We start from the raw sequence: 26,000 nt of genomic DNA, 5'->3' as shown, positions 1-26,000 counted from the left end.
CAGGACGCTCCCGCCTCCGGTCACTGACCGGGCCCACGGCGGTCGCGTCCTGGCTGCCGGTCTCCTGACCTGCCTCCGGGCGACCGCAGATGGACCGCCGGTCGCCTGACCGGTGGGGGCCGGGCGGGCTGGTTTCAGCCGTCGTCGGCGACGCACAGGCAGAACGGGTGCCCGGCCGGGTCGAGGAAGACGCGGAAGTCGTCCTCCTCGCTCGGCTGGAACTCGTGCTTGGTCGCTCCCAGCGCGAGGACCTGCGCCTCGGCCTTGTCCATGTCGTCGACGGTGACGTCGATGTGGAACTGCTGCGGCATCTCGGCGCCCGGCCAGGCCGGCGGGCGGTGGTCGTCGACCTGCTGGAAGGCGAGCCGGGGGAAGCGCCCGCCGTCGCTGACGACGACCCAGTCGCCGTCGTCACCGGTGATCTCCCAGCCGATCAGCTGGGCGTAGAAGGCAGCCAGAGCCCGAGGGTCGGCGCAGTCGATGACGGTCGAACGCATCCGTGCGATTCCTGCCATGCGACTTCCCTGCCCGGCCGGCCGGTTCTCATGCGGCGGCCCGACGGCGACGCCGAGCCCGGGGCCGACGGCAGGCGGCATGGGCTGCAGGAGAGGTGTATCCCACGCTGAGCAGGCGGCACGGGCCTCGTGGTCACCCGACACGGGCCTAGGACGGGTGCCCGGGGCTCCACCCCGACGGCGGAGGCGTGCGACCGGGGCTGAGGGCAGGGCGGCACGAGCTGAAGAAGGGGTGCCCGTGCCGGCGCGTGGATCAGGCGCGGCCCTCAGCCCCGGAGTCAGGCGGAGGCGACGGCGGGCAGGGCCAGCAGGAGCTCATAGGGCTCGCTGCCCGCCCACTCGCGGATGAAGCGAGCCCCCTCCTCTCCAGGAGAGAACTCGTCGAACCCCAGCGGCCCGAAACATCCGGCCTTCTCCAGCATCTCGATGAGCGGATCGTCCTCGGGCAGGCTCCCCACGTAGGCGGCCGCGTCGAGCAGCGCGAGCGCGCATCTGGCGTTGCGCCCGTCGTCGGACACCTCGACCCGGTCCAGCCGCCGTCGCCCCTGATCGCGCAGGTACGCGGCGAGTGATTCGGTCCTACTCACGTCACCCTCTTAGATCACACACGGTGGGCTACAACATCATCACGTAAAGTGAGCAAGTATGGTGGGGCGTTCGCCAACTTGCTCGCCAACCAGGACCCGGAAACCTTCACGAAACGGTCATGCGGAATCATCGAGACATGACTGCGTTCGATGACCTGCTCGCGGCGAACGAGACGTACGCGCGGACGTTCGCCTATTCCGGCCTCACCGGTACGGCAGCGCGCGGCCTGGCCGTGGTGACGTGTATGGACTCCCGCATCGACCCCCTGGGGCTGCTCGGCCTGCGCGCCGGAGATGCCAAGATCCTTCGCAACGCGGGCGCCAGAGTGACCGACGACGTCCTGCGCACCCTCGTCCTCGCGGTGTACCTCCTGGGGGTGGAGCGGGTGCTGGTCATGCCGCACACCGACTGCGGCATGGCGAAGGTCACCGACACCGACGTGCACAGCCTGACCGCCGCACGCGGTGTCGACACCAGGAGCCTGGAATTCCACACGGTCCCCGACCAGGACGCGGCGCTCCGCCACGACCTGACCAGGATCAGGACCAGCCCGTTCCTGCCCGCCGGCATGCCGATCGGCGGCGCCATCTACGACGTCCACACCGGCAAACTGATGCCGGTCGAACTTCCCTGACGGGAACCACCGGGCCAGCCGATCGGGCAGACTCGGAGCCTGTAGCCACTGGTGAGTGAGCACTCCCACCCTCCGGACCTCGAGTCCCAGGGTCAGACCGTGCCCTCACCGGTGGGCAGGGGTCTTGGTTGCCGACGGGATGTCGTGCCCGCCGCGTCGTTGGCTGGGCACGTGTCCATCGTCGGGCGCGCCGCCGAACTGACGGCTGACACCAGGACCCGCCGTACCAGGCGCGCGTCCCGGGATGACATGACCGGCATCCGAGAACCGGCTACACCAGACACGACAACCGGAAAGACCCCGCACACGCGGCAGGACCGGCCGCAGCGGGCGGGCCGCAGTGGCTCGACGCTCCGGACCCGACCCCCGCCACGCGGTGCCCTCCCGCACGCATGCGCAGGTACTCGAGGCGCGGTGGATCAGCTGGTCGGCAGGGTATGGCGCAGCTATGGCCGACCAGGTTGAAGAACGCGTCGAAGCTTCACGTGAGCGGGCTCGGCAACTTCGCGAGCGGGCTCGGCAGGCCGGTGAGCGCGCCGAGCAGATCGCCCAACGCCTGCAGGAGCTGGAGCGGAATCCGGTCGGCGGATGGGCGCGCGGATCCACGGCCCGGCAGGCCCGCGAGGCGGCAGCGCGCACCGTACAGGCCGCCCACCACGCCGCATGCGCCGAGGCGGCGGCCCAGGAGGGCTATCGCCAGGCCGCCCGCGCCCACCGCCGCACCGCCGACCTGCACGACATGCTGGCCGCCGCACACATCGGCGACGCCGAATGGCATCACCACCGCGCCGAGCAACTTCGCCGAGAGGCCTGCGAGGACGACGAGCAGAGCGGTCTCTCCCACACCGGTTGACCAGCAGGACACGCTGCCCCACGCCGGATGACGGAGCAGGTGTCCGTGGAGTCGCCGAGGCGGACTGCCCGACGGCGGACGACCAGCCTGGCCATCCCGTGACGGCCGGGCCGTTGCGCGGGCGCAGCCCGGCGGTCTGGCGTTCAGCCCTGTAGGCGACGACCGACCAATCCCCCGGCACAACCCACCCGCCTGGTGCGGGCGATCGGCCCTCTGGGTGACGACCGACCTCCGCCGGCGCAGACCAGCGGCCTGGTGGCGGGGTTCAGCCCTCTGGGCGACGGCCGACCAATCCGCCGGCACAAAACCGGCGGCCTGGTCTGGGCGATCGGCGGTGCGGGCGACAGGACCTCCGGCGCACCGGAGACCGTTTTCCCGAGGATCGCATCGGCTGAAGGGTCAGGGGCCGCCCCTTAGAAAGCGCACCGGCTCACGAGAAATCTGAACAGCTCCCCACAGAAGGCGAGGAGAACATCGTGGTCATCATCTCCGGCAAGCTCTACGTGGCCGCCGACGCCCGCGACGCCTACCTGGCCGACTGCCGCGAGGTGATGGAGCAGGCCAGGTCGGCCCCCGGCTGCTTCGACTTCGCCCTGTCGCCCGACCTGCTCGAACCCGACCGGATCAACGTCTACGAGCGCTGGGAGACCGACGAGGACCTCGAACGCTTCCGAGGGGAAGGCCCCAGCGGCGCCCAGACGGCACAGATCCGCGCGGCCGAGGTGAGCAGGTACCGCATCTCGGCCATCGAACCAGCTTAGAGGCCACGCGGATTGGTGCGAATGGAGGCTGTCTGCGGGCTGGGTCAGGACTTGCCCACCCGGGCTGCCGAGGTCTCGAACGTGACGTTGCGTAATCGGACACATCATCGCCTTGTGTAGTTCCACGGATCCCGCCGACCGCTGTCATCGACCACGATCAGGCACCTACAGTTGTCGAGCCACGCCCACGTAGCCGTACGATCACCCGATCAAGGACCACGATGTCGATACACGAGAATCTGGCAATCCTTCGCCGCGCCGCCGAATCCGGAACGGTCATCATCACGGCGTCGGAGCCCGCCTCCGCCGAAGCCGTCCGCGACCGCGAGACAGGGCTGAAGCCCCATTTCGGAACCGTCGACTGGACGGCTCCGCCCAGCTACCGGGCTTTCCTCGCCGAGCACAACACCTTTGCCGGTAAGCGCTGGGACGTCTCATCCAACAGGTACATCGAGTTCGTCGTCGTCGGTGACGATGCCATCGTTGCGCTGAACTCCGATCTCGTGCATATGCCCGAGCAGGTGGACCGCGGTGACGGCCGGTGGCTGTCCACCAACCATCTGGTCGGCTTCGCCCTCGCCGACGCAGACAATGAGGCGGTCTGGTGCTTCGATGTCACCCAGCCGGACGCAGACGGCGAATACCCGGTCTACTACCACCACTACGACGATCAGGAAGGGCGCGCACGCTACGTTGAGGGCGGGGACTGGGAGGACCTGGCCAACTCCACCCCGGACTTCCCCACGTTCGCCGCCTGGCTGGACGCGATGGCCAACGCGTTCACCGCGCCTGAGCCACCGAGCTGGTTCGAGCAACTGGGCTCTCCGGGCTTCTACCCGGGGCTGTAGGAGGCCGTACGGGCAGGGGTGCGATCATGGTCGGCGATTCGGGCGTCCGCCCCAGCGGTGAGTCGTCCATGCCTGCCGGATCAGACCGCGCACGGTGATGATCGTGTCGGCGAGGCCGAAGAATGCGCCGACGACGGTGGCGCGCCGGATCCACTCGTCGCCGGACCGTGGTGGCCGAGCAGGTCGTGTCGGCGATCGCCTGGCAGGAGCAGCCGAATCGCAGGAGCTGCGGCATCTTGTCGAAGATGATCCGGTCGGTGATGCGTGGGCGGTGGCAGCCCAGCGGATGAGTCGCCGCGCAGGTCGGCCGCTCGGGCAACAGAGCGGCGAATCGGCCCCGGAGTGGTTCGGTCAGCCATGATGGAAGTACAGGCACAGGTCTCCCGGGTGGTCACAGAGCGTCGCAACTCCATGATCGCCAGGACCTGTGCCTGTACTTATTGCCGGGGTAGCACCAGCACGCCTGTCTGCGCGACCTCTTAGCGCAGCCGGCCGGTCCGATGCGGCTCAGGCGTCGATGTGGTCGCGGTCGACCTCGGCGGCGCTGCTCACGATGAACTCCCTGCGCGGCGCCACATCGCTGCCCATCAGCAGGTCGAAGATGCGCTCGCCCGCCTCGGCGTCCTCGATGCGCACCCGGCGAAGGATGCGGTGGCGCGGGTCCATCGTGGTCTCGGCCAGCTGGTCGGCGTCCATCTCGCCCAGACCCTTGTAGCGCTGCACCGGATCCTTCCAGCGCTTGCCGCGCCGTTCGAGATCGCGCAGCACCTTGTGCAGCTCGGCGTCGGAGTAGCAGTAGATGTACTTGTCCTGCCCGCGCCCCGGGTTGGTCAGCTCGATGCGGTGCAGCGGCGGCACGGCGGCGAAGACACGCCCCGCCTCGACCATCGGTCGCATGTAGCGGTGGAAGAGGGTCAGCAGCAAGCAGCGGATGTGCGCGCCGTCGACATCGGCGTCGGCCATCAGGATGATCTTGCCGTAGCGGGCCGCGTCGAGGTCGAAGCTGCGCCCCGAGCCCGCGCCGACCACCTGGATGATCGCGGCGCACTCGGCGTTCTTCAGCATGTCGGCCACGGAGGCCTTCTGCACGTTGAGGATCTTGCCGCGGATGGGCAGCAGCGCCTGGAACTCCGAGTCGCGGGCCAGCTTGGCCGTGCCGAGCGCGGAGTCTCCCTCGACGATGAACAGCTCGCTGCGGTCGACGTCGTCGCTGCGGCAGTCGACCAGCTTGGCGGGCAGCGCGGAGTTCTCCAGCACGCTCTTGCGGCGCTGGTTGTCGCGGTGCTCGCGGGCGGCGATGCGTGCCTTGGCAGCGGCGACGATCTTCTCCAGTACGGCCCGCAACTGCTGCTTGGCCCGCCGCGGCGGGTTGGCGAACAGCTCCCTGAGCTCACGCGAGACGACATGGGAGACGATGCGGGTGGCGGCCGAGGTGCCGAGGACCTCCTTGGTCTGCCCCTCGAACTGCGGCTCGGGCACGCGAACGGTGACCACGCCGGTCAGGCCCTCGAGGATGTCCTCCTTGGTGACCGGGTCGTCGCCGTTCTTCAGCAGCCTGGTCTCGCGCAGCAGCTCGTTGAGCGTGCGGACCAGACCGCGCTCGAACCCGGTGATGTGGGTGCCGCCCTTGGGGGTGGCGATGACGTTGACGAAGGAGCGGACGGTGGAGTCGTAGCCCTTGCCCCAGCGGATCGCCACGTCGACGGACAGCTCTCGCTGCACCTCCGTGGGCGTCATGTGGCCCTGGTCGTCGAGGACGGGCACGGTCTCGTGGAAGTGGCCGACGCCCTGCATCCGCAGAACCTCGCAGACCGCCTCGTCGCGGGCGAGGAACTCGGTGAACTCGGAGATGCCGCCGGCGAAGCGGAACTCCTCGGTCTTGCCCTCGTGGATGAGGACGAGCGTGAGGCCCGGCACGAGGAAGGCGGTCTGGCGCAGCCGTACGTGGATCTCGTCGATCGAGACCTCGGCGTCGGGCAGGAAGATCTGCTTGTCGGCCCAGAAACGGACGCGGGTGCCGGTGGCGTCGGCGCGCAGCTTGCCGCCGTCGCGCAGGCCGGACTTCTTCTTGAACTTGGCGGTGGGCCCCGGACCGTCGAACACGCCGGGCACACCGCGCCTGAAGCTGATCAGGTGGATCTGGCCGCCGCGGTCGACCTCGACGTCGAGCCGGGACGACAGCGCGTTGACCACGGAGGCGCCCACGCCGTGCAGGCCGCCCGAGGCGGCGTAGGAGCCGCCGCCGAACTTGCCGCCCGCGTGGAGCTTGGTGTAGACGAGCTCGACGCCGGGGAGCCCCGACTTGGGCTCGATGTCGACCGGGATGCCGCGGCCGTTGTCGCGGACCTCGATGGAGCCGTCGTCGTGGAGCTCGACCTCGATGCGGGTGCAGTGACCGGCCAGCGCCTCGTCGACGCCGTTGTCCACGATCTCCCAGAGGCAGTGCATGAGACCGCGGCTGTCGGTGGACCCGATGTACATCCCAGGGCGCTTGCGGACCGCCTCGAGGCCCTCAAGCACCGACAGGTGACGAGCTGTGTAACCCGCCTCCGCTACCGTCACTCCAGCTCCTCTGGTCATGCATCGAACACGTGTGCGTAGCTTACCGTTCTTCCCGCCTGTGCGCGTACAAGCTTGCCATCAGGCGACGTTTGGCGTTACCAACGGCGCGTCAGACGTTACCTTGGGCCATATTCCGCTCTGGGCGTAGCGAGGCCGTGATTGGGAACGTCCAGGTCCGGTTAGATGTTGTCTCAAGTGACTGACGCCAGATCCTCGCTTCGGCGGGGGTGACCCGAAAGGCGATACGTGACTGGAGCTCTCGCCCCCGTTAAGCCGCTGACGGCCCTCGACCGTTGCGACCGTTGCGGCGCCCAGGCCTACATTCGCGCGACCCTGCCTGTCGGCGGGGAGCTGCTGTTCTGCGCCCACCACGGGCGTCAGCACGTGGCCGTGTTGCGTGAGAAGGGCGCCGAAATCCTGGACGAGTCGGCTCGGCTCAGCGCAACCCCCACATCCGCATCTCCCGACGAACGCTGACCAGGCATTCGTCTGCTGACATAACCACATACGGCATGAAGCGCAGGCGGCGGCCCGGTGTTCCGGGTCCGTCGCCTGCGCCTTCTCACGGGTGACTGCGCCCGCGACAAGAGACCGGCATCCGCCCCCTGGCAAGCGCCCGCTCCCTACGGCGTGCCCGTCAGGCCGCCGCCGGCAACCGCGAAGGGGCCGACGACCATACGCCACCCCGCCGCCACCCCACCGAACGGCCGGCGTCCTACGGCGCGACCTGCCGAGCGGCTGGCACCCTGCCGGCGTCTTGCCGTGTGCCTCACCGGACCCGGAACGTGTGCCTCACCGGACCCGGTAGTGGTAGCCGCCGTGGATCTCGAACCCCTCGCCGCGGTAGAACGCCGCCGCCGTCTCGTTGGCGGCCGTGACCACCAGGTAGGCCGAAGCCGACCCCGCGTGCCGTACCAGCGCCCTGAGCACGCTGCGCGCCAGCCCACGGCGGCGGGCCCGCGGAAGCGTCGCCATGCAGTAGACGCCCAGCGTGTCGCCCTGCGGCACGCCGCGGCCGACGGCCAGCGCCACGCCGTCCTCCTCCACCGCCGCATACCAGGCGGGCACGCCCGCGCAGATCTTCGCGGCCGCCTCCAGCCCGTCGCCGTAGCGGCCGTCGACCGCCCACCACGACTCCAGCCAGCCCTGCCACGGGGCGCTCTCGACGCGCACCTCGTGGGCGGGAGCGCCGAGCGGCGTGCGGGCGACCATGCTGTGCACGGGGTCGACCACGCGGTAGCCGCGTTCCTCCAGCACGGCGTCGAGATCCGTCGCCCGCGAACCGATCGAGAAGACGGCGGGCAGGCCGCGGCCGGCGTAGAAGGCCTCCGCGGTCTCGAGGGCACCGCCGAGGTCGGCGGGCATGCCCGTCACCAGCACCGAGTTGGCCCGCTTGGTCACCCCTTCGGCGTGGCGGAGGGTCCAGCCGTCCAGCTCGACGCGCTCGAGCGCGGGCCACGCCCGGTCCATCAGCAGGTCGAGATCCATCCCGGCAGCCTAGCGGCGCCCCTCCGGTACGGCACGCGCGCCCGGCCCCGCCGCGGTCACCGCCGCCCTCCCGCCCGGACACGCCTCTCCAACCGACCCATTCCAGCCGGCTCGGGCCGACTCCAGCCCACTCCAACCGACTCCAGCCCGCTCCACCAAGTCGGCACCGGCCGGCTCCAAGCGGCCCCAGCCGACTCCGGCCGGCTCAGCCCTCCGACCCGGCTCCAGCCCGCGCCAAACCGGCTCCGGCCGGCTCCAAGCAACCCCAGCCGACTCCGGCAGACCCAACCGGCTCCGGCCGGCTCCAAGCGGCCCCAGCCGACTCCGGCAGGTTCAACCGGCTCCAATTCGGCTCCAGCCCGCTCCAGCCCGCGCGAAATCGGTTCCGGCAGACTCAGCCGGCGTCCAACGTCCCGGCAGTCTCCGGCAGACTCCCCTCTGGGCGTGACGTCGCACGTCAGCCGCCCAGGTGGTAAACCCGTACCCGTGCTCATTCTGCTCCCGCCGTCCGAGGGCAAGGCCGCCCACGGCACCGGTCCCGCCGTCGGCGACCTGTCCTTCCCCAGCCTCGCCAGGCCGCGCACCCGCGTGACGAACGCCCTCATCAAGGCCGCCAAGCGCCGCGACGCCCTCGACGTGCTGGGCCTCAGCCAGGGCCAGGCCGCCGAGCTGGACAAGAACCTCGCGCTGAAGACGGCGGCCACGCTGCCGGCCGCCGAGCTCTACACCGGCGTCCTCTACGACAATCTCGGCCTGGCCACGCTGGACACCGAGGCCAGGGCCAGGGCGGAGCGGGCTGTGGTGATCTTCTCGGGCCTGTGGGGCGTGCTGCGGATCACCGACCGCGTGCCGCCGTACCGGCTGTCCATGGGGGTCAGCCTGCCGCCGATGGGCGCCCTCGCGACGTTCTGGCGGCCGCTGGTGAGCAAGGAGCTGGACCGGCTGGACGGGCTGGCCGTCGACATGCGCTCGGCCACGTACGCGGGCGCGTGGAAGGCGGGCGCGCGCGGGGTCGCGGTGCGGGTGCTGCGGGACGGCAAGGTCGTCAGCCACATGGCCAAGGCGACCCGCGGCGAGATCGCCCGGCGGCTGCTGGAGAGCGCCGCCGACCCGGCGACGCCCGACGAGCTGGCGAAGGTGCTGACCGACCTGGGTTACGCCGTGCGGCTCTCCCCCGGCCGGATCGACGTGGACGTCACCTGACAGTTTTCGCCGGACAAGCGGAAGGGGGTACGGCCCGCAAGGACCGTACCCCCTTCTCGCGCGACACCTAATCCAGGTAGTCGCGCAGAACCTGTGAACGCGACGGGTGACGAAGCTTGGACATCGTCTTCGACTCGATCTGCCGGATGCGCTCGCGCGTCACCCCGTAGACCTTGCCGATCTCGTCCAGCGTCTTCGGCTGCCCGTCGGTGAGGCCGAACCGCATCGACACGACGCCCGCCTCCCGCTCCGACAGCGTGTCGAGAACGGAGTGGAGCTGCTCCTGCAGCAGCGTGAAGCTGACGGCGTCGGCCGGGACGATGGCCTCGGAGTCCTCGATGAGGTCACCGAACTCGCTGTCGCCCTCCTCACCGAGAGGGGTGTGCAGCGAGATGGGCTCGCGGCCGTACTTCTGGACCTCGACGACCTTCTCGGGCGTCATGTCCAGCTCGCGGGCCAGTTCCTCGGGCGTGGGCTCGCGGCCGAGGTCCTGCAGCATCTGCCGCTGGACCCTGGCCAGCTTGTTGATCACTTCGACCATGTGGACCGGGATGCGGATGGTCCGCGCCTGGTCGGCCATGGCGCGGGTGATCGCCTGGCGGATCCACCACGTGGCGTAGGTGGAGAACTTGTAACCCTTGGTGTAGTCGAACTTCTCCACCGCGCGGATCAGGCCCAGGTTGCCCTCCTGGATCAGGTCCAGGAACAGCATGCCGCGCCCGGTGTAGCGCTTGGCCAGCGAGACCACCAGCCGGAGGTTGGCCTCCAGGAGGTGGTTCTTGGCCCTGCGGCCGTCCTCGGCGATCCACTCGAGCTCGGCCCTGACGTCGACGGGCAGCTGGTCGACCTCGCCACCGCCGAGCTGCTCCTCGGCGAACAGGCCCGCCTCGATGCGCTTGGCCAGCTCGACCTCCTGCTCGGCGTTGAGCAGGGGGACCTTGCCGATCTGCTTGAGGTAGTCCTTGACGGGGTCGGCGGTGGCGCCGGCGGCGGCGACCTGCGCCACGGGGGCGTCATCGTCGTCGTCGGAGAGGATCAGCACCTCGTCGTCGCTGGTGGCGACGGTCTCGGGCTTGGGCTCCTCGTCGGGCTCCTCGTCGGCCTCGACTTCAACCTCGACCTCGACCTCGTCGACCTCCAGGTCTTCGAGGTCCTCGAGCTCGACGTCGCCCTCGAGGTCGATGTCGTCCTCGTCGACGCCCTCGGGCGCCTTCGGCTTGGTCGGTGCGGGCCCGTTGGCGGGCGCCTCGGCCTTGCCTTCCTTCTTGGCAGGCGCTGCCGCCTTGCGGGCCGCAGGGGCGGCCTTCTTGGCGGGCTCGGCCTTCTTCGCGGCGGGCCGCTCTGCGGAGGCTGCCTCAGCGGCGACGACCGCGGTCACGGTCTCCGGCTGCTGCTCCTTTGCGGCCGCTGCGGTTCTCGTCTTGACGGGGGCAGCGGTACGGCGCTTTGCTGGACCACGAGACTTCTTCGGAGCCGCCGAGTCAGCGGCGGTCAGCCGGACGACGACGCCCTCTTTGCTGAGCGTCCGCAGGACCCCCGCGGCTTGCGACATGGGGATGTCCGCCTCCTCGAAGGCCTGACGGACATCCTCGGACTCGAGGAACCCCTGCGAGCGCCCACGCTCGAGCAGTCGCTGAATGACGGGCTCGTTCAGCTCTGATGGCTTCGAGCGAGTCGAACTTGCAGGCGACACGAACACCTCTCGAACGAACGCGTGGCGACAATGGACCCAGATGCCCGCTGGGGGGCTATGCCTCTCTAGGAGATCGGTGCGGCCGTGCGGAGCGCAAACGGACCATCCAGCATTCTGGCACGACCCGGCACTCCATACGGCCACCTCCCGGCGGTTGACCTCCACCCTAGGCCGACCGGAACAGTAGTGCGTACGGAAGCGGTGCACTGATACCCGAAAGCAACCCTTATGACTGTTTCATTCAGTCACTCTTCGTGGCTGCGGGAACGTGAATCGCGAGCGCCGTGACGTCATCGTCCTGTTCGTAGCCGGACAACATGCGATCTACAAGGAAATCAAGCAGCATGTGCGGATTGTTTACGACTTCGTGTGGCGCTTCGGTCACAACCGAGCAAAGCTCCGCGAGTCCCGCGTCCAGCCCGCGCTTGCGGTTCTCCACCATGCCGTCGGAGTAGAGCACGGCGGTGTGCCCCGGCGGCACCACGAACCGGAACTGCCGGCGCGAGGTGGGCCAGCCGAGCGGCGTGCCGGGCTCGGCGTCGCACAGGATGGCGCTGCCCTGCGGCGAGATGAGCACGGGTGGCGGGTGGCCGGCCAGCGCCAGCGTGCCCTCGCCGGTGCCGGGCTCCACGACCATGTAGGCCAGCGTGGTGACCTGCTCCTCCTCCTCGGTGGCGTCGAAGACCCTGTCGAGCCCCGTCAGCACGGCCGCGGGCGGCGGGTTGGTCAGCGCCAGGGCACGCATCGCGTTGCGGATGCGGCCCATGCCCGCCGCGGCCTTGACGCCCTTGCCCATGACGTCGCCGACGACCGCGGCGACCCTGCCGTCCTGCAGCACGAACGCGTCGTACCAGTCGCCGCCGACCTGCACGTGGCGGCTGCCGGAACGGAACCGCTGGGCCAGCACCAGGCCCTTGACCACCGGCAGCCGGTCGGGCAGGAGGCTGCGCTGCAGCGTCTCGGCGGTGCGGTGCTCGCGCTCGAACAGCGTGGCCCGCTCGACCGCCAGCGCGCACTGGCCGGCCAGCGCCTCGAGGAAGACGCCGTCCTCCTGGGAGATCTTCTGCGGCCTGGTGAAGGAGAAGCGCAGCGCGCCCAGGGCGCGCCCGGCGGCAAGCAGGGGCAGTCCGACCCAGGCCCGCTCGTCGCTGTGGGCCAGGAAGGCCGTAAGGACGTCCTCGTCGCCTCCGGCGTCCAGCAGCTGGGCCTTGAGGCTCTCGGGCGACTCGGCGAAGACCGGGCGCCTGCTGTTGACGGCCATGGTCAGGACGCTGGAGTGCGACAGCGGCACGTCCTCGCCGGTGGCGCCCGGCACCTCGGGCACGCCGCCGCCGTTGACCAGCTTGAGCACGGCTCTGTCGAGGTCGAGCAGCGCCACCGCCGAGCGGTCGGCGGCCAGTGCCGTACGGCCGACGTCGATGATGACCTGCACCACCTGCTCGACCGTCAGCGCCTCGGCCAGCATCGCCGTGGCGCCCTGCAACCTGGCCGTGCGCAGCGCGGCGGCGCCGAGCTGGTCGGTCAGCCTGCCGCGCATCTCCTCGGCCTCGCGCTGCGGCGTGACGTCGGTGTTGGCGCCCACCCACTCCACGACGCGGCCGTGCCGGATGATCGGCACGGCCCGCACCTCGAAGTGGCGGTAGCCGCTGGCTCTCGTGCGGACGCGGTAGTTCCACTCGAACATGGTGCGGCCGCGCAGCGCCTCCTTCCACACCTCCTCGGTGTGCTGGCGCTCGTCGGGATGGACGGCCTCCAGCCAGCCGTGCGCCAGGTACTCCTCCAGCCCCTGGCCGGTGATGGCGCGCCACTGCGGCGCGTCCTCGACCACCGCGCCCGTGGGCGAGGTGATCCACACCAGCTGCGACTGCGCCTCGACGAGGGAGCGGTAGCGCTCCTCGCTGCGCCGCAGGTCCTCCTCGGTCTGGCGGCTCTCGGTGACGTCGGCGCCGATGAGCGCGACGGCGCGCAGCTCACCCTGCTCGTCGTGGACCGGCGAGAACGACAGCGACCAGTGCCTGGTGTCGCCCTCACCCGAGCGCACCCGCACGCGGCCCTCGGCGACCGGAGCGTCGCTCTCCACCACGCCCTGCACGGCGTGGGTGATCAGCCGGCTGAGGTCGGCGGTGAGGGTCTCGGCGGGTGTACGGCCCGGCAACCGGTCCGCGGGCACGCCGACGACATCGCTGAACACCTCGTTGACCCGGTCGAAGCGCCCCTCGGGGTCGAAGAAGGCGAAGGCGAACTCCGCCTCGGACATCAGGCCCTTGAACAGGCCGGAGTCTGAGATGTCCACACCCGACTCCCGGGGACGGGGCACGGAGGTCTCGGCGCTCATGGTCGGCACCTCCGTCGCGTGCCAGGGTCTCCCACGCGGCACATCTCCATAACTGTGTATCGGTGTAGCGCAGCTCCGGGCGACCGGATTCTGCTGTACATCATCGGCGATGGGCATGCACGGACGGAAGCCCCGGCCGCCATACGGTCAACGCATCCTGTCAAAGTCGCTCCACTGTGCGCAGCAAGATCAGGCTACTTGCCCTTGGCCGCCTTCTTGGCCTCCTGTTTGGTGGCCCGCACCTTCTCCAGGCTCTCGCCGTCGACGACGTCGGCCACGGAGCGGAACGACCCCTCCTCACCGTAGAGTCCCGCGGCCTCGCGCCAGCCGTCGGGCTGGACGCCGAGCTGCTTGCCCAGCAGGGCCAGGAAGATCTGGGCCTTCTGCTTGCCGTACCCGGGCAGGTCCTGCAGCCGCCTGAGAAGCTCCTTGCCGTCGCTGACGTCCGCCCACAGCAGCTCGGGCCTGCCGTCGTAGTGCTCGACGAGGTAGGCGGCCAGCCGCTGCACCCGTTCGGCCATGGACTTGGGGTAGCGGTGGACGGCCGGCTTCTCGGCGAGCACCGCCGCGAACGCCTCTGGATCATAGGCCGCCACCTCCTCGGCCGTCAGCTCGTGGCCCAATCTCTGCGAGATCGTGTAGGGGCCGGAGAAGGCCCACTCCATCGGGATCTGCTGATCGAGCAGCATGCCGACGAGCAGGGCGAGCGGACTGCGGCCGAGCAGCTCGTCGGCCTCCGTCCGCTGGGCGAGCTGGATGCGCATGGAACCAGCTTCGCATGAAAGGAACTTCCAAGAAGCGAACACAGGCGCCACAGAGGGTTGACAGCTGCCCGAGAACCGGTGGAATGGGAACGCACTCCCCAGCTTGACCGTTCTTGGGGTTTTGCCCCGTGGCTCCAGAGGAATCTCACTCCTATGCTCGCACTGGCCACTCGACTCATACGGGAACCGGTGAGCCTGCGCCTGGCCGCCGAATTCCTGACCGTGCCCATCGAGACCGTCGACCGCTGCGTCGCCGACGCTCTCGCCTGCGTCGAGCACCTCGGCATCGAGGCCACGCCCGACATCGTCGAGCGGATAGCCCGCGAGCACCTGCTCGCCATCGTCAACTCCGCGCCGCCGCCGCGCCCGCCCCGATAACATCAAGACCCGGCCTGCTTTCGTCTGGCGGACGGCGACGGCCGGTCAAGCACGGTTTCTCATTGGTAAACGCACCGTTTCCGCCTGGAATGCGAGAGAGTGGAGGGCGTGCGCCGACACCGACGAGACCCAAGGGAGAGCACTCCGCCTGACGACGTGTTCGCCGAGATGGTGCAGGCGGCCCGCGAGCTGCTGGCCGTCCGCAGTCCCCTCGACGCCGAACTCATGGTCTCCGACATGGTCGGCGCCTGGTGGGGCCGCAGGGTGCGCGGGGGCGACGTCGAGCAGGTCCTGGGCGAGGGGCTGGTCGACTACGCGGCCAAGGCGGGCACGCCCGCGTCGCTGACGCTGCTGATCTGCCTGGCCTACCTGGGCACGGCCCGCCAGGGCGCCAAGGCCGAGGGCGCGGCGCTGGCGATGATGGAGTCGGGGGTGGCCAGGCCAGGATGGGCCGACAGGGTCGGCGCGGTGAAGCCGACCGGGTGCTACGTCTCGCGCGACGCCTACGGCGACCAGGACACCGTGATCTGCACCTTCGGCTACCGGTGGAGCGAGGAGCGGACCGAGGGCGCCCACGCCGCGGCCGCCCACCCGCAGGACCGCCACGCGCTCGTGATGGTCGTCGACTACAACATGTCGGGCATGGCCCGCGACGCGTGGGTCTCCACCCACGTCGACAAGCTGCTCGACGAGGCCCGGGCGGAGGCGGAGGCCAACCCGATGCTGCTGTTCGAGGAGGTCGAGCCGCAGCAGGCCAGGGCACTGCTGGAGTCGGCGATGCGGGCCACCCGCGAGCCGAAGAACCCGCCGCCGGTCAGCGACAGCTACAGCGCCTACCACGCCTTCGCCAGGTCCAGGCTGAAGGCGCTGCCGCCGGGACGCAGGCGGCCCGCCCCGCTGCACAGCGAGGCGCCCTACAGCAGGGAACGCAGGGCGATGCTGGCCGCCGAGTTCCTGGCCTCCGACGCGGCCGAGCACCTGTCCGACCCGTCGGCCGCCTCGCGCTGCGCCGACCACATCATCGACTACGGCTGCGAGCAGGACTTCGACCGCCCGCTGCGGGTCAGCCCCACCAAGTGCGAGACGTTCCTGCTCGACTGGCTGCCGCGCAAGGTCATGCTCAGCCACGCCGAGCAGGAGGCGATGCCGCACGTGCTGGCGGCGTGGGTGCGGTTCGCCGCCCGCCGTACCGGGCTGCCCGAGCAGGGGATCGCGGCCACGCTCGACGGGGTGTGGGAGGCCACCGCCCGCTTCCCCGACGCCTACCGCGATCCGGCCTCCTTCGGGCTCGACATGGCGCTGATGGAGCGGCTGCTGCCGGACGGCGACCTGTCGGCGCTGGCCAGGCGGGTGTTCGCGTTCCCGATCCTGCAGGGCAGGCACGGCGACATCGACCTCGACACGCTCAACCCCGCCGACGAGGCCGACCGGCGCATCCTGCTGGAGATCGACCACGTCGGCGAGATCGACGAGCAGCACCTGGCCTGGCACGAGGAGATCGCCACGCGGCTGTGGGAGGGCGATCCGCCGCAGCTGTGGGAGGCGGCGCAGCGGCTGCTCGACCTGGGCCACGACCGGCACGAGGTGCTCCACGTCCTCATCGAGATCGTCGAGCGCATCGGCGCCGACCCCGAGGAGCTCGCGTCCGCGCTGGATGACATCGCGGACATCCCCGACGGCCTGTAGCGTCATGACCTATGGTGATCGACCTCAACGCTGACCTCGGAGAGGGCTTCGGCATCTGGCGGCTCGGTGACGATCTCGCCCTGCTCGACATCGTCACCTCGGCCAACGTCGCCTGCGGCTTCCACGCGGGCGACCCCGTGACGATCAGGCGCACCTGCGCCGCGGCCGTCGACAGGGGGGTGACCATCGGGGCGCAGGTGTCCTACCGTGACCTGGCCGGTTTCGGGCGCAGGGAGATGGACGTCGAGCCGGAGGAGCTGTGCGCCGAGGTGCTGTATCAACTGGCCGCCGTCGACGGGATCGCCCGGGCGATGGGCGGCCGGGTCGCCTACGTCAAGCCGCACGGCGCCCTCTACAACCGGGTCGTGCGTGACCCCGTGCAGGCCGCCGCGCTGGTCGACGCGGTGCTCGACTACGACGCCGGCCTGCCCGTGCTGACCCTGCCCGGTTCGGTGGTCCACACGGCGGCGGCCGAGGCGGGGGTCCCGACGGTCACCGAGGCGTTCGCCGACCGCGCCTACACGCCGGCGGGCACGCTGGTCTCGCGCCGCGAGGAGGGCGCGGTGATCCACGACCCCGGCGAGGTGGCTGCGCGGGCGGTGCGCATGGCCGTGGACGGCACGGTGACCGCGATCGACGGCTCGGAGGTGTCCGTCAAGGCGCGGTCGGTGTGCGTCCACGGCGACACCCCCGACGCGGTACGGCTGGCGCGTGCCGTACGGGACGGCCTCCTGGAGGCCGGGGTGGCCATCCAGTCCTTCGCATGAGCCTGATCAGGCCCGCCGGAGAGCACGGACTGCTGGTGGAGACGGGGTCGCTGGCGGCCTCCCACCGGCTGGACGCGCTGCTGCGCGCCGAACGGCCGGCCGAGGTCGAGGAGATCGTGCCGGGGCCCGAGACGGTGCTGGTGGTGGCCAGGGGCGGCGACCAGTCGCGGCTGCGCGCCCGGCTGTCCGAACTGGCCGAGCTCGCCTCTGCCGGCGGCGATTCCCCGGCGCTGTCCGAGAAGGTGGTGACGATTCCCGTCGTCTATGACGGGGCGGACCTGCCGTCGGTCGCCGCCGAGACGGGCCTGACCGTGCCCGAGGTGATCGCCAGGCACACGGGCACCGAGCTGGTGGCCGGCTGGCTGGGCTTCGCGCCGGGCTTCGCCTATCTGACGGGGCTGGACCCCGTGCTGCACGTGCCCCGCCTGACCACGCCGCGCACGTCGGTGCCCGCGGGCTCGGTGGCGATCGCCGGTCCCTACGCGGCGGTCTACCCCACGGCCTCGCCCGGCGGGTGGCGGCTGCTCGGCCGCACGTCGCTGCGGGTGTGGGACGTCCACGCCGACCCGCCGTCGCTGCTGCCGCCCGGCACCCGGGTACGCTTCGAGGCGACATGATCGAGGTGCTCGCCCCCGGGCCTTACGCCACGGTGCAGGACCTGGGCCGGCCCGGCTACGCGCACCTCGGCGTGCCCCGCTCCGGGGCCGCCGACGCCGCCGGCCTGCGCCTGGCCAACCGCCTGGTCGGCAACCCCGAGAGCAGCGCGGGCCTGGAGCTGACCTTCGGCGGCGCCAGGCTCCGCTTCCTGAGCGGCGCGTGGATCGCGGTGACAGGGGCGGCCTGCCCGCTGACGGTGGTCTCAGGGGCCGGGGCGCACGGGATGGCGGTGCCCTTCTGGCTGCCGCCGGGCGCCGAGCTGCGGGTCGGCGCGCCCGCCGCGGGGCTGCGGACGTACGTGGCCGTGCGCGGCGGCATCGACGTGGAGCCCGTGCTCGGCAGCCGCTCGACCGACTCGCTGTCGGGGCTCGGGCCCGAGCCGCTCCGGGCGGGCACGCGGCTGCCCGTGGGCGCCACCGGCGCGCTCGCGCCGATCCGCGCCGACCACGCGTCCGCGGGGGCGCTGCCGCCGCCGGTGCTGCGCGTGCTGGCCGGGCCGCGCGACGACTGGTTCGCGCCCGGCGCGCTGGCCGGGCTGTGCGCCCGGCCCTACGAGGTCACCCAGGACAGCAACCGGGTCGGCGTACGGCTGCGCGGCACCGCCCTGGAGTGGGCCCGCCGGGGCGAGCTGCCGAGCGAGGGCGTGGTGACGGGGGCGATACAGGTGCCGCCGAGCGGGCAGCCGATCGTCTTCCTGGCCGACCATCCGCCGACCGGCGGGTACCCGGTGATCGGCGTCGTGCTGGACGCCGACCTGCCGGTCGCCGCCCAGGCCCGTCCCGGCGACGGGCTCACCTTCAGGCTCGTGCGGCGCTGACCCGGCCGGGGCCGCGGACCAGGGCCCCTTCGGCGCGCCGCACCCTTCCCCGACGGCTGGTCGCCTCCCGGTTCGTCAGGCGCCGGGATCCTGCGCGGTGGCGGCCCGCAGCCTGGCGACGGCCGCGGCGAGCGGCTGCTCGGGGACCGGTTCGAAGAGCTCGAGAACCGGCTCGCTGTCCTTGCTCTCCCAGACGCCCGCCACGCGGCCCTGGTAGATGACGACCGGCGAGATCCACCCCGCCGCCCGGCTCACCTTGGACTTGACGCCGGCGGGGATGAGCGGCTCCAGGGAGCGGGGCGCGCCCAGGATGTACTGATCGAAACCGGGCAACAGGTGCACGGCCTGCGAAGGCTCGGTGGCCGCCAGGTCGTCGAGGTGCTCGGTGAGCGCCAGCAGCGGAGTGCCCTCCACGTCGACCTCGGTGAGCTCGGGGGCCAGGTCGCGGAACCAGCCCTTGAGCACGCCCTTCCTGGCCACGCCGCCGAACAGCCAGGTGTCGAAGGCCTCCGGCGAGGCGGGGCCGTGGGCGGCGAGGAACGCGCGCGCCAGCCGTACGCCCGCCTCCTCGAAGGGGGGCAGCGCGGCGGGCCATGACGGCAGCCACGCGCGCGGGGCGGTGAACGTCACCCTGCCCTCGCGCGGCGGGCCGTAGCAGAGCTCGCCGAGGCGGGCCAGCGGTTTGAGGAGCACGCCCCAGCCCGAGGTCAGGGCCTCGCGGAGGTGGTCGTCGCCGGTGCGGTCGACGACGGCCTCGACCAGTTCGTCGCGGGTCAGGGGGGCGCCGCCGAGGACCCGGGGGACGGCGTCGATGATCGCCTCGGTCTCCGCCGCGGTGACGCCGTGGCCGCGCTGCCACGACCCCTTCTCCCAGAAGCGCAGGGTGCTGAGGGCCGCGCAGTAGTCGGGCAGGTCCTCGGCGGGGACGAGGTGGAGGGTGCCGCGCATGATCCAGGTCTTGACCAGGGTGCGGTCCTGCCAGAGGGCACGGTCGAGCTGCCCGGGGTCGGGGGTGGCGCTGCGGACGGCGACGGCCTGCCGGGTGGAGGAGGCGACCTGGTTCTGCAGGCCGCAGAGCCTGCGGGCGATCTCCACCGCGCCGGGGCCGTCGGCTGCGGCGACGAACTGGCGGCGCAGTCGCCAGGAGAGGACTTGGGGCCAGGTCAGTTTCACGGATCCACTTCTACACGGCGCCACCGACACAACCGCCGGCCGGTACGGCATGCCGCCGGACGCCCGCCCCGGGAAGGGCGGGGCGCCAGGCGCGGCAAGTCAGGAGGTGAAGCCGATGTCCTGGTATCTCAGGTCGTAGAACCCCCGCGCCCCCATGTTGGCGAGCGCCGCCTTCGTCGCCACGATCTGCGGCCGCTGGTAGAGGGGCAGGACGTTGACCTCGTCCCAGATCAGCCGGTCGGCCAGGATGGTGGCCTGGCGGGCCTTGCCGGCGTCCAGTTCCTCCGTGGCCCGCTGCATGGCCAGGTCGATCTCGGGTGATCCGATGCGGGCCACGTTCGCGTTCCACTGCCGGGCACCCTTGGCGTCGGTCGTCGCGTCGGCGTACGTGCCGTACCCGCTGGAAACCGGATACGGCGTCCCGAGATATGAAAAAGCCGTTATGTCGTAATTGCCGGGAATGATGTATTTCGGGAAGTAGTCGTCGGCCGGCACCGCCTGCAGCGTCACCTTCACCCCCAGCCGGATCAGCATGTGCTGCACCAGCTCGCCCTCCGACTTGGTCAGCTGCGAGCCCGCCGGCATGACGAAGCGCAGGTTCAGCTCCTTGCCGTCCTTGACGCGTGTCTGCCCCTTGAGCTTCCACCCCGCCGCGTCGAGGGCCGCCCTGGCCCGCTCCGGGTCGTGGTCGCCCACCCGTCCCGCGCCGCCCTCGTAGCCCTCGTGGGTGTTCATGAGGAAGTGGTTGTCCAGCAGCGTGACCGGCCAGTCGAGGCCCCGCAGGTCCGACTCGGCGATCGCGCGGCGGTTGATCGCCATGGCGATGGCCTGGCGCACGCCGGCGTCGGCGAGCACGGCGCTCTGGCCGTTCATCGTGATGTGGCGGAAGTCGGGACCGGCGGCCCGCCGTACGACGGCGCCCCGTGTGGCCTTCGAGCGGGCGTAGCCGGGGGCGGACGGGCCGATGTCGAAGGTGTCGATCTCGCCGTTGGCGAAGGCGCCGACCAGCGCGTCGGTGTCCATGGCGCGGAAGACGATCCGGTCGAGCTTGGCGCGCTCGCCCCACCACGCCGGGTCGCGCACGAGGGTGACGGTCTTGGCGGTCCTGTCGAGAGCCTGGAACCTGAACGGCCCCGCGGTGACCGGGATGCGGTTCACCCACCCGCGGTTGAAGGTCTCCGCCGAGCCGTTGGTGGACCTCGGATAGAGCGGGGTGAACAGCGACTGCCAGTCGCCGAAGCGGTTGGCGAAGGTGATGACGACCTCGAAGTCGTCCTTGCCCCTGGCGACGGACGCGATGTCGCGGTAGCCGGTGGTCGAGCCGGCGCGGAAGCCGTCGGCGGCGCCGTTCATCGCCTTCCACTGGGCCTGGTAGTCCTGCCAGGTGATGGCCCTGCCGTCGGACCAGTGGGCCTTGGGGTTGAGGGTCAGCGTGACGACCTGCCGGGGGGCGGTGGCGGTGACCTCGCCGCCGAGGAGGTAGTCGGGGTTGGCGCTGACGACCGCCTTCTCGTCGCTGCGGAAAGGGGTGGGCATGAGGGCGTCGACGACGTTCTTGGCGTCGATGAGGCCGCCGTCGACGTGGTGGACGTTCCACTGGGCCGGGTACTGGCCGATCCCCCAGTGCAGCGTGCCGCCGTCCTTGACGCGGGCGCGGTCGACGGGGTTGATGTCGAAGGCCTTGACCGCGGCCGCCCTGTGCCCTGGTGGCCCTCCGGCGGCCGGTTCGCCGCCCGAGCAGGCGGCCAGGGCCACCGCGCCTGCCACGGCCATGAGCGCGACGAGCCGGGATGTTCTCACTGTTCCTCCTGGATCGCCTCGGGCGCGGCGGCGTGGTGGCGGGCGGCACCGGAGGCGGGAGGGCCGTCCCGGCGGCGCGATACGCCGCCTGGAACGTTCCCGCCCCAGACCGGCGGACCAGATGGACGCGGGGGCCCGAGACATGAGCCCCGCCATCATCACCGATCGTAGCCAAACAGATACACCCTGCGATCGATATGGAGGAGGTCAGCGTCCCGCGAGCTCGTCGACGGCGGCGCGCACGTCGTCGCTGGTGATGGTGGTCAGCTCCGACTCGCTGGCGGCCTGGCCCAGCGCGGCCAGCCGTACGTCGCGGCGCATGGCGGCCCGCTCGAACAGGGAACGGGCGAAGCGGCCGTTGCCCAGGCCGTCGATGAGGCGCTCGCCGCAGACCCAGGTGAAGACCTCGTCCAGGTCGGTGCGGGCCGCTTCGTCGAAGTGGTCGCCCGAGCGCTCGGCCAGCAGCACGGCGATCTCGGACAGCTCGCGCGGCGAGTAGCTGGGGAAGGCGACCTTCTGGTTGAAGCGGCTGGCCAGGCCGGGGTTGGTGGCCAGGAAGCGGTCCATCTCCCGCTCGTAACCGGCCAGGACGACGACCAGCCTGTCGCGGTCGTCCTCGGCCCGCTTGAGCAGCGTCTGGACGGCCTCGGCGCCGAAGGCGTCGCCGCCCGCGTAGCCGGGGTTGACCAGGCCGTAGGCCTCGTCGACGAACAGCACCCCGCCCAGCGCCCGGTCGACCAGCTCGTTGGTCTTGATCGCCGTCGCGCCGAGGTGCTGGCCGACCAGGTCGGCGCGCTGCGCCTCGACCACGTCGGGCCGGGCCAGCAGGCCGAGCGCGGCGAAGATGCGGCCGATGACGCGCGCGACGGTGGTCTTGCCTGTGCCGGGCGGGCCGACGAAGACGAAGTGCCGCATCTGCGGCGGCGTGGGCAGCCCCCGCTCCTGCCGCATGCGGGACACCTGGAGCTGGGCGGCGATGGCGTGGACCTGCCGCTTGACGGGTTCGAGGCCGGCCATGCGGTCGAGGTCGGCCAGCGCCTCCTCCAGCGTGGGCGTGGCGGTGTAGCCGCGGAAGCGGGCGGTCAGCTCGTTGAAGGCCTTGGTGACGTCGGCGACCGTCGTGGTCGTGAGGTCCTCGGTGCTCGGCGTGCCGCCCGCCCCGACCACGCGCACGTCGCGGGCCTGCGCGGCGGCTTCGACCAGGCTGCGCACGAAGCGCGCGTTGCCGAGCTCGTCGACCAGGCCGCGGCGCTGGACGTCCTCGAACAGGCCGAGCAGCGCGGGCCTGGCCTCGGTGGCCAGCCGGTCGCCGCGCCGCTTCTGCAGCAGGTCGGTGATCTCCAGCAGCTCGGCGGGCGAGTAGCTGGGAAAGCGGACCCTGGTGGCGAACCGCGACGACAGCCCCGGGTTGGAGGCCAGGAAGGAGGTCATCTCCTGCTCGTAGCCCGCCAGGATGATGATCAGGTGCCCGCGGTCGTCCTCTGCCCGCTTCAGCAGGGTCTGTACGGCTTCCGCGCCGAATCTGTCGGGCTGTCCCTCCGAGGAGTTGATGAGGCTGTAGGCCTCGTCGATGAACAGCACCCCGCCCAGCGCCCGGTCGACCAGCTCGTTGGTCTTGATCGCCGTCGCGCCGAGGAACTCCCCCACCAAGTCGGCCCGCTGCGCCTCGACCACGTAGGGCGTCTCGAGGAGGCCGAACGCGTAGAAGATCTTGGCGACCGAGCGGGCGACGCTGGTCTTGCCCGTGCCCGGCGGCCCGACGAAGACGAAGTGCCTGGTCGGCCGGTCGGCGGGATATCCGGCCTCGGCGCGCAGCCTGGAGGCCTCGATGGAGGCGGCGATGGAGCGGACCTGCTCCTTCACCGGGGCCAGGCCGACCATGCCCTCCAGCTCGGCCAGCGCGTCCTCCACCGAGATCGGCGGCGGCGGCGCGGCCCTGTCGGCGTGCTGCGGATGGCCCGGCTGCGCCTCGCGCGCCCTGACCCGGACGGGCTCCTCCGCCACCAGGTCGGCGCGGGCCTTGCGGGCCAGGACGAAGCGGTGCACGAGGACGGCGGCGGCCGCGCCGTACGACGCCCAGACCGCGATGCCGTCGGAGACGGGAGACAGCGCGGCGGCCAGCGCGCCCGCGGGAAGCAGCGCCATCAGCGCCGTCACCCAGGGCGGCACCCAGCGGATCAGGTGCGCGCCGGCCGCGACGGGCAGCGCGAGCACCATGAGAAGGGTGGGCGCCATGGACGGCGCGGGGAACAGCATCACGAACACCGGCAGCAGGCAGCCCCATCCCAGCAGCACGAGCGCGGTGGCGGCGGCGCGGGGGAAGCGCAGGGTGAGCGCGACGAAACCGAGCAGGACGAGCGTGACGAGGAAGGTCTTGAACAGGTCCCAGCCCATGGCGGCCGCCAGACCGACCGCGCCGACCAGGACGCCGACGTGCATCACCCTGCGTATGGCGGGAGGGAGGCGGAAATAGCGCAGCCGTACCTGTTCAAACAGATCTCGCGCCGCGGCCCGCCCCGCAGAGCGAGTCCTGTCGGAGTCCCGCATCACGCCTCCCCGGTTCGACCCCGGTTATACCGCACAGACGTCGCCGCCGCGCTATACGGCGCGCGTGGACGCGGCGATTCGGAGTGCCGCTACCGGCGCTGGTGCCGTCCGGGGAACTCGCCCACGAGGACCTGCTGGGGCGTCACGCGCAGCACGTCGGATTCGGGGTCGGGCAGGGCGACGCCGCGGATCTCCGCCCAGAGGCGGCGGTGCGCCGCGTCGGCGGCGAACAGGGCGACGCGCGGGTCGCGCTCGACCGCCTCCCACGCCTCGGCTCCGGCGATCAGCCGCAGCTCGCCCGAGGCGGTGACGGAGGTGACGGCGCCGACGGCCAGCGCGCGGGGGCCGAGGGGGTCGGCGCAGGCCAGCACGATCTCACGGGAGGACGTGACGGCCTTCATCGTCTCCGGGGTGAGCCGCACCGGCGGGCCCGCCCCCTCCATGACCGGCTCCGCCATGATCAGGGCGGCCCGCCACGGGCCCGGCGCGCCGCGCCACCAGGCGCGTGCCGCGCGCAGCCCGAACACCGCGGCCGCCGCGGCCAGCGCGCCGAGCACCAGGCGCCATGCCCATGCGCCCACCTGCTCGCCGCCGGGCACGAGCAGGGTCGCCAGGCTCGCCGCTCCCCCGGCCGCACAGGCCAGCGCGGCGGTCAGCGTGAGCGCGACCGCCGCCACCAGCCACCTGTCGGCGCCCGAGGCGCCCTGACCGGCCAGCCCTCCGCGCCGCCTGACCCGTGCCAGCAGGTACGGCAGGGCGAGCGCGGCCAGCCCCGCCGCGGGTTGGGCCACCATGGCGGCCGCCGCCAGCGCCGCCAGCGCGGACCAGGATCTGACCAGCACGATCCAGAGCGCGACGGCGACGTCCCGGCGCGCGGCGCGCTCGCCGTAGGCGGCCGACAGCTGGGCCAGGGCGAGCACCGGCCTGCCGCGCCAGGCCTCCGACAGCACGCGCAGGACGGCCAGCACGGGCGCGTTGAGCAGCACGATTCCCGCCAAACCCGCCCAGAGCGGGTCGGCGAGGGGCACGAGCAGGGAGGCGGCGTAGGCGAGGACGGCGATGCCCGCCGTCGCCACCGACAGGCCGAACCACCGGTCGCGGCCGAGCATGACGGGGACGACGGACCAGATCCGCACCCTGCGGGCCTGGCGGACGCTCGCCGCGCCCACCAGGACGAGGGCGATGATGCCGGCCAGTCCCAGCGGCGCGGCCGGGACCGGACCAGTGACCACCAGCAGGCCCGAGGCGGCGGTGGCGACGGCGGGCAGCAGGCGGGCCTGGCGCGACCAGACCTCGAGGGCGCGCCTGGCCCGGCCGGTCTCGCGCGGGTCGATGGTCCAGGCGGGGTCGTGGTGGGCGCGCGGCGGGTCCCAGCGCAGGAGGGCCAGCCCGTGGTTCACGCGGGCGGGGGCGTGCGCGCCGTTCCTGCGCAGCGCGGCCAGGTAGGCGGCCGCCGCGCGTCGATGCTCGCCGCGCAGCAGCGCCAGGTCGCCGGCCATGGCATGGGGTTCGGGCGCCTCCGGGGCGAACCGGGCCGCCGCCGCGGCGCTGTCGGCGGCCTCGCGCCAGCGCCCGGGGACGCGGCGCAGGGCGGCGCCGAGCCGCAGCCGTGCCTGCCACGAGCCTGGCGCCAGCCGCACGGCGCGCTCCGCCTCCCGCACGGCCTCGGCGTCGCCGCCGAGCCGTTCGAGGGCGAGGCTGGCCAGGCGGTGCGGCCACTCGTCGGCGGGCTCGAGGGCGACGGCTCGCCGCGCGGCCTCCAGCGCGGCCTCGGGGCGCTCGGCGGACAGGTGGGCGAGAGCGACGGCGCACCATCCGGCAGCGGAATCCGGTTCCTCGCCGTCGCTCCCCACCGCTCCATGATCCGTTCGCGCAGGTCGTTGCGATAGATCAGGACATATGGCTGTATCTCACTAGAGAGGTGGAACCAC

At 71.7% G+C, this 26,000-nt stretch carries 22 protein-coding genes and 1 pseudogene; 11 read left to right on the top strand and 12 right to left on the bottom strand.

Translation table 11 applies throughout. The annotated features are described in order from the left end of the window. Positions 1–134 precede the first annotated feature (134 nt). Positions 135–515: a VOC family protein gene (locus ACWDLG_RS33595; protein WP_449927907.1), complete on the bottom strand. Its 381-nt coding sequence runs from the start codon at positions 513–515 to the stop codon at positions 135–137. 278 nt (positions 516–793) lie between these two features. Continuing rightward, positions 794–1,102: a hypothetical protein gene (locus tag ACWDLG_RS33590; RefSeq protein WP_354905074.1), complete on the bottom strand. Its 309-nt coding sequence runs from the start codon at positions 1,100–1,102 to the stop codon at positions 794–796. Between the two features lie 137 nt (positions 1,103–1,239). On the opposite strand from ACWDLG_RS33590, the gene ACWDLG_RS33585 reads away from it, so the two are divergent. The 4 genes from ACWDLG_RS33585 (at position 1,240) to ACWDLG_RS33570 (ending at position 4,199) form a co-directional block, all read left to right on the top strand. Next, the gene (locus ACWDLG_RS33585) at positions 1,240–1,737 is read left to right on the top strand and encodes a beta-class carbonic anhydrase (RefSeq protein WP_354905077.1); all 498 of its coding nucleotides are present in this window, start codon (positions 1,240–1,242) and stop codon (positions 1,735–1,737) included. Positions 1,738–2,185: 448 nt separating this feature from the next. Then, positions 2,186–2,590 carry a hypothetical protein gene (locus ACWDLG_RS33580; protein WP_449927905.1) on the top strand — a complete coding sequence of 135 codons (405 nt, stop codon included), beginning with the start codon at positions 2,186–2,188 and terminating at the stop codon, positions 2,588–2,590. A gap of 476 nt (positions 2,591–3,066) precedes the next feature. Further along, positions 3,067–3,351, top strand: coding sequence for a putative quinol monooxygenase (locus ACWDLG_RS33575; RefSeq protein ID WP_449927903.1), 285 nt, complete (start codon positions 3,067–3,069; stop codon positions 3,349–3,351). A 221-nt stretch (positions 3,352–3,572) separates the two neighbouring features. After that, positions 3,573–4,199 carry a hypothetical protein gene (locus ACWDLG_RS33570; RefSeq protein ID WP_449927901.1) on the top strand — a complete coding sequence of 209 codons (627 nt, stop codon included), beginning with the start codon at positions 3,573–3,575 and terminating at the stop codon, positions 4,197–4,199. 148 nt (positions 4,200–4,347) lie between these two features. Here the strand turns inward: ACWDLG_RS33570 and ACWDLG_RS33565 are convergent. Further along, a pseudogene (locus ACWDLG_RS33565) lies at positions 4,348–4,575 on the bottom strand (IS5/IS1182 family transposase); the annotation flags it as partial. Between the two features lie 131 nt (positions 4,576–4,706). Then, entirely contained in the window at positions 4,707–6,779 is a 2,073-nt protein-coding gene (locus ACWDLG_RS33560) for a DNA gyrase/topoisomerase IV subunit B (RefSeq protein WP_449927900.1), read from the bottom strand. 228 nt (positions 6,780–7,007) lie between these two features. Here ACWDLG_RS33560 and ACWDLG_RS33555 point away from each other — a divergent pair, with 228 nt between their 5' ends. Beyond that, positions 7,008–7,238: a DUF7455 domain-containing protein gene (locus ACWDLG_RS33555; protein ID WP_354905090.1), complete on the top strand. Its 231-nt coding sequence runs from the start codon at positions 7,008–7,010 to the stop codon at positions 7,236–7,238. 315 nt (positions 7,239–7,553) lie between these two features. On the opposite strand, the gene ACWDLG_RS33550 is transcribed toward ACWDLG_RS33555, so the two are convergent. Then, a complete protein-coding gene (locus tag ACWDLG_RS33550; RefSeq protein WP_449927897.1) occupies positions 7,554–8,249 on the bottom strand; it encodes a GNAT family N-acetyltransferase in 696 nt (231 codons plus the stop codon). Between the two features lie 486 nt (positions 8,250–8,735). Between ACWDLG_RS33550 and ACWDLG_RS33545 the strand changes: the two genes are divergently transcribed. Next, complete coding sequence (locus ACWDLG_RS33545) at positions 8,736–9,452, top strand: YaaA family protein (RefSeq protein ID WP_449927895.1); 717 nt, start codon at positions 8,736–8,738, stop codon at positions 9,450–9,452. A gap of 67 nt (positions 9,453–9,519) precedes the next feature. Here the strand turns inward: ACWDLG_RS33545 and ACWDLG_RS33540 are convergent, their stop codons facing one another. The 3 genes from ACWDLG_RS33540 to ACWDLG_RS33530 form a co-directional block, all read right to left on the bottom strand. Next, a complete protein-coding gene (locus ACWDLG_RS33540; protein WP_449927893.1) occupies positions 9,520–11,145 on the bottom strand; it encodes an RNA polymerase sigma factor in 1,626 nt (541 codons plus the stop codon). 241 nt (positions 11,146–11,386) lie between these two features. Further along, the gene (locus tag ACWDLG_RS33535) at positions 11,387–13,480 is read right to left on the bottom strand and encodes a SpoIIE family protein phosphatase (protein WP_354905099.1); all 2,094 of its coding nucleotides are present in this window, start codon (positions 13,478–13,480) and stop codon (positions 11,387–11,389) included. A gap of 194 nt (positions 13,481–13,674) precedes the next feature. Further along, complete coding sequence (locus ACWDLG_RS33530) at positions 13,675–14,244, bottom strand: HhH-GPD-type base excision DNA repair protein (protein ID WP_449927891.1); 570 nt, start codon at positions 14,242–14,244, stop codon at positions 13,675–13,677. Positions 14,245–14,433: 189 nt separating this feature from the next. Between ACWDLG_RS33530 and ACWDLG_RS33525 the strand changes: the two genes are divergently transcribed. From ACWDLG_RS33525 to ACWDLG_RS33505, 5 genes are all read left to right on the top strand, one after another. After that, positions 14,434–14,622, top strand: coding sequence for a hypothetical protein (locus ACWDLG_RS33525; RefSeq protein WP_354905103.1), 189 nt, complete (start codon positions 14,434–14,436; stop codon positions 14,620–14,622). Positions 14,623–14,790: 168 nt separating this feature from the next. Beyond that, positions 14,791–16,308, top strand: coding sequence for a hypothetical protein (locus ACWDLG_RS33520; RefSeq protein ID WP_354905238.1), 1,518 nt, complete (start codon positions 14,791–14,793; stop codon positions 16,306–16,308). A gap of 11 nt (positions 16,309–16,319) precedes the next feature. Continuing rightward, positions 16,320–17,075, top strand: coding sequence for a LamB/YcsF family protein (locus tag ACWDLG_RS33515; RefSeq protein WP_354905105.1), 756 nt, complete (start codon positions 16,320–16,322; stop codon positions 17,073–17,075). Further along, the gene (locus ACWDLG_RS33510) at positions 17,072–17,692 is read left to right on the top strand and encodes a 5-oxoprolinase subunit B family protein (RefSeq protein ID WP_449927888.1); all 621 of its coding nucleotides are present in this window, start codon (positions 17,072–17,074) and stop codon (positions 17,690–17,692) included. Before ACWDLG_RS33515 ends, ACWDLG_RS33510 begins: the two co-directional genes overlap by 4 nt. After that, complete coding sequence (locus ACWDLG_RS33505) at positions 17,689–18,549, top strand: 5-oxoprolinase subunit C family protein (protein WP_449927886.1); 861 nt, start codon at positions 17,689–17,691, stop codon at positions 18,547–18,549. The genes ACWDLG_RS33510 and ACWDLG_RS33505 overlap by 4 nt, the downstream gene beginning before the upstream one ends. 75 nt (positions 18,550–18,624) lie before the next feature. On the opposite strand, the gene ACWDLG_RS33500 is transcribed toward ACWDLG_RS33505, so the two are convergent. From ACWDLG_RS33500 to ACWDLG_RS33485, 4 genes are all read right to left on the bottom strand, one after another. Further along, a complete protein-coding gene (locus ACWDLG_RS33500; RefSeq protein ID WP_449927884.1) occupies positions 18,625–19,722 on the bottom strand; it encodes a winged helix DNA-binding domain-containing protein in 1,098 nt (365 codons plus the stop codon). Between the two features lie 99 nt (positions 19,723–19,821). Continuing rightward, entirely contained in the window at positions 19,822–21,522 is a 1,701-nt protein-coding gene (locus ACWDLG_RS33495) for an ABC transporter family substrate-binding protein (protein WP_449927882.1), read from the bottom strand. A 207-nt stretch (positions 21,523–21,729) separates the two neighbouring features. Continuing rightward, positions 21,730–23,961, bottom strand: coding sequence for an AAA family ATPase (locus ACWDLG_RS33490; protein WP_449927880.1), 2,232 nt, complete (start codon positions 23,959–23,961; stop codon positions 21,730–21,732). Between the two features lie 197 nt (positions 23,962–24,158). Then, complete coding sequence (locus ACWDLG_RS33485) at positions 24,159–25,922, bottom strand: hypothetical protein (RefSeq protein WP_449927878.1); 1,764 nt, start codon at positions 25,920–25,922, stop codon at positions 24,159–24,161. Positions 25,923–26,000 lie beyond the last annotated feature (78 nt).

Source organism: Nonomuraea sp. NPDC003727 (genome assembly GCF_053586935.1).
Note: the sequence above shows the minus strand (reverse complement) of the source record. Positions and strands in the feature narration are given on the sequence as shown.

Coding starts and splice junctions, on each gene's coding strand:
- ACWDLG_RS33595 (WP_449927907.1), bottom strand. CDS start 515: ATGGCAGGAATCGCACGGATGCGTTCGACCGTCATCGACTGCGCCGAC.
- ACWDLG_RS33585 (WP_354905077.1), top strand. CDS start 1,240: ATGACTGCGTTCGATGACCTGCTCGCGGCGAACGAGACGTACGCGCGG.
- ACWDLG_RS33580 (WP_449927905.1), top strand. CDS start 2,186: ATGGCCGACCAGGTTGAAGAACGCGTCGAAGCTTCACGTGAGCGGGCT.
- ACWDLG_RS33570 (WP_449927901.1), top strand. CDS start 3,573: ATGTCGATACACGAGAATCTGGCAATCCTTCGCCGCGCCGCCGAATCC.
- ACWDLG_RS33560 (WP_449927900.1), bottom strand. CDS start 6,779: ATGACCAGAGGAGCTGGAGTGACGGTAGCGGAGGCGGGTTACACAGCT.
- ACWDLG_RS33550 (WP_449927897.1), bottom strand. CDS start 8,249: ATGGATCTCGACCTGCTGATGGACCGGGCGTGGCCCGCGCTCGAGCGC.
- ACWDLG_RS33535 (WP_354905099.1), bottom strand. CDS start 13,480: ATGAGCGCCGAGACCTCCGTGCCCCGTCCCCGGGAGTCGGGTGTGGAC.
- ACWDLG_RS33530 (WP_449927891.1), bottom strand. CDS start 14,244: ATGCGCATCCAGCTCGCCCAGCGGACGGAGGCCGACGAGCTGCTCGGC.
- ACWDLG_RS33520 (WP_354905238.1), top strand. CDS start 14,791: ATGGTGCAGGCGGCCCGCGAGCTGCTGGCCGTCCGCAGTCCCCTCGAC.
- ACWDLG_RS33515 (WP_354905105.1), top strand. CDS start 16,320: ATGGTGATCGACCTCAACGCTGACCTCGGAGAGGGCTTCGGCATCTGG.
- ACWDLG_RS33510 (WP_449927888.1), top strand. CDS start 17,072: ATGAGCCTGATCAGGCCCGCCGGAGAGCACGGACTGCTGGTGGAGACG.
- ACWDLG_RS33505 (WP_449927886.1), top strand. CDS start 17,689: ATGATCGAGGTGCTCGCCCCCGGGCCTTACGCCACGGTGCAGGACCTG.
- ACWDLG_RS33490 (WP_449927880.1), bottom strand. CDS start 23,961: ATGCACGTCGGCGTCCTGGTCGGCGCGGTCGGTCTGGCGGCCGCCATG.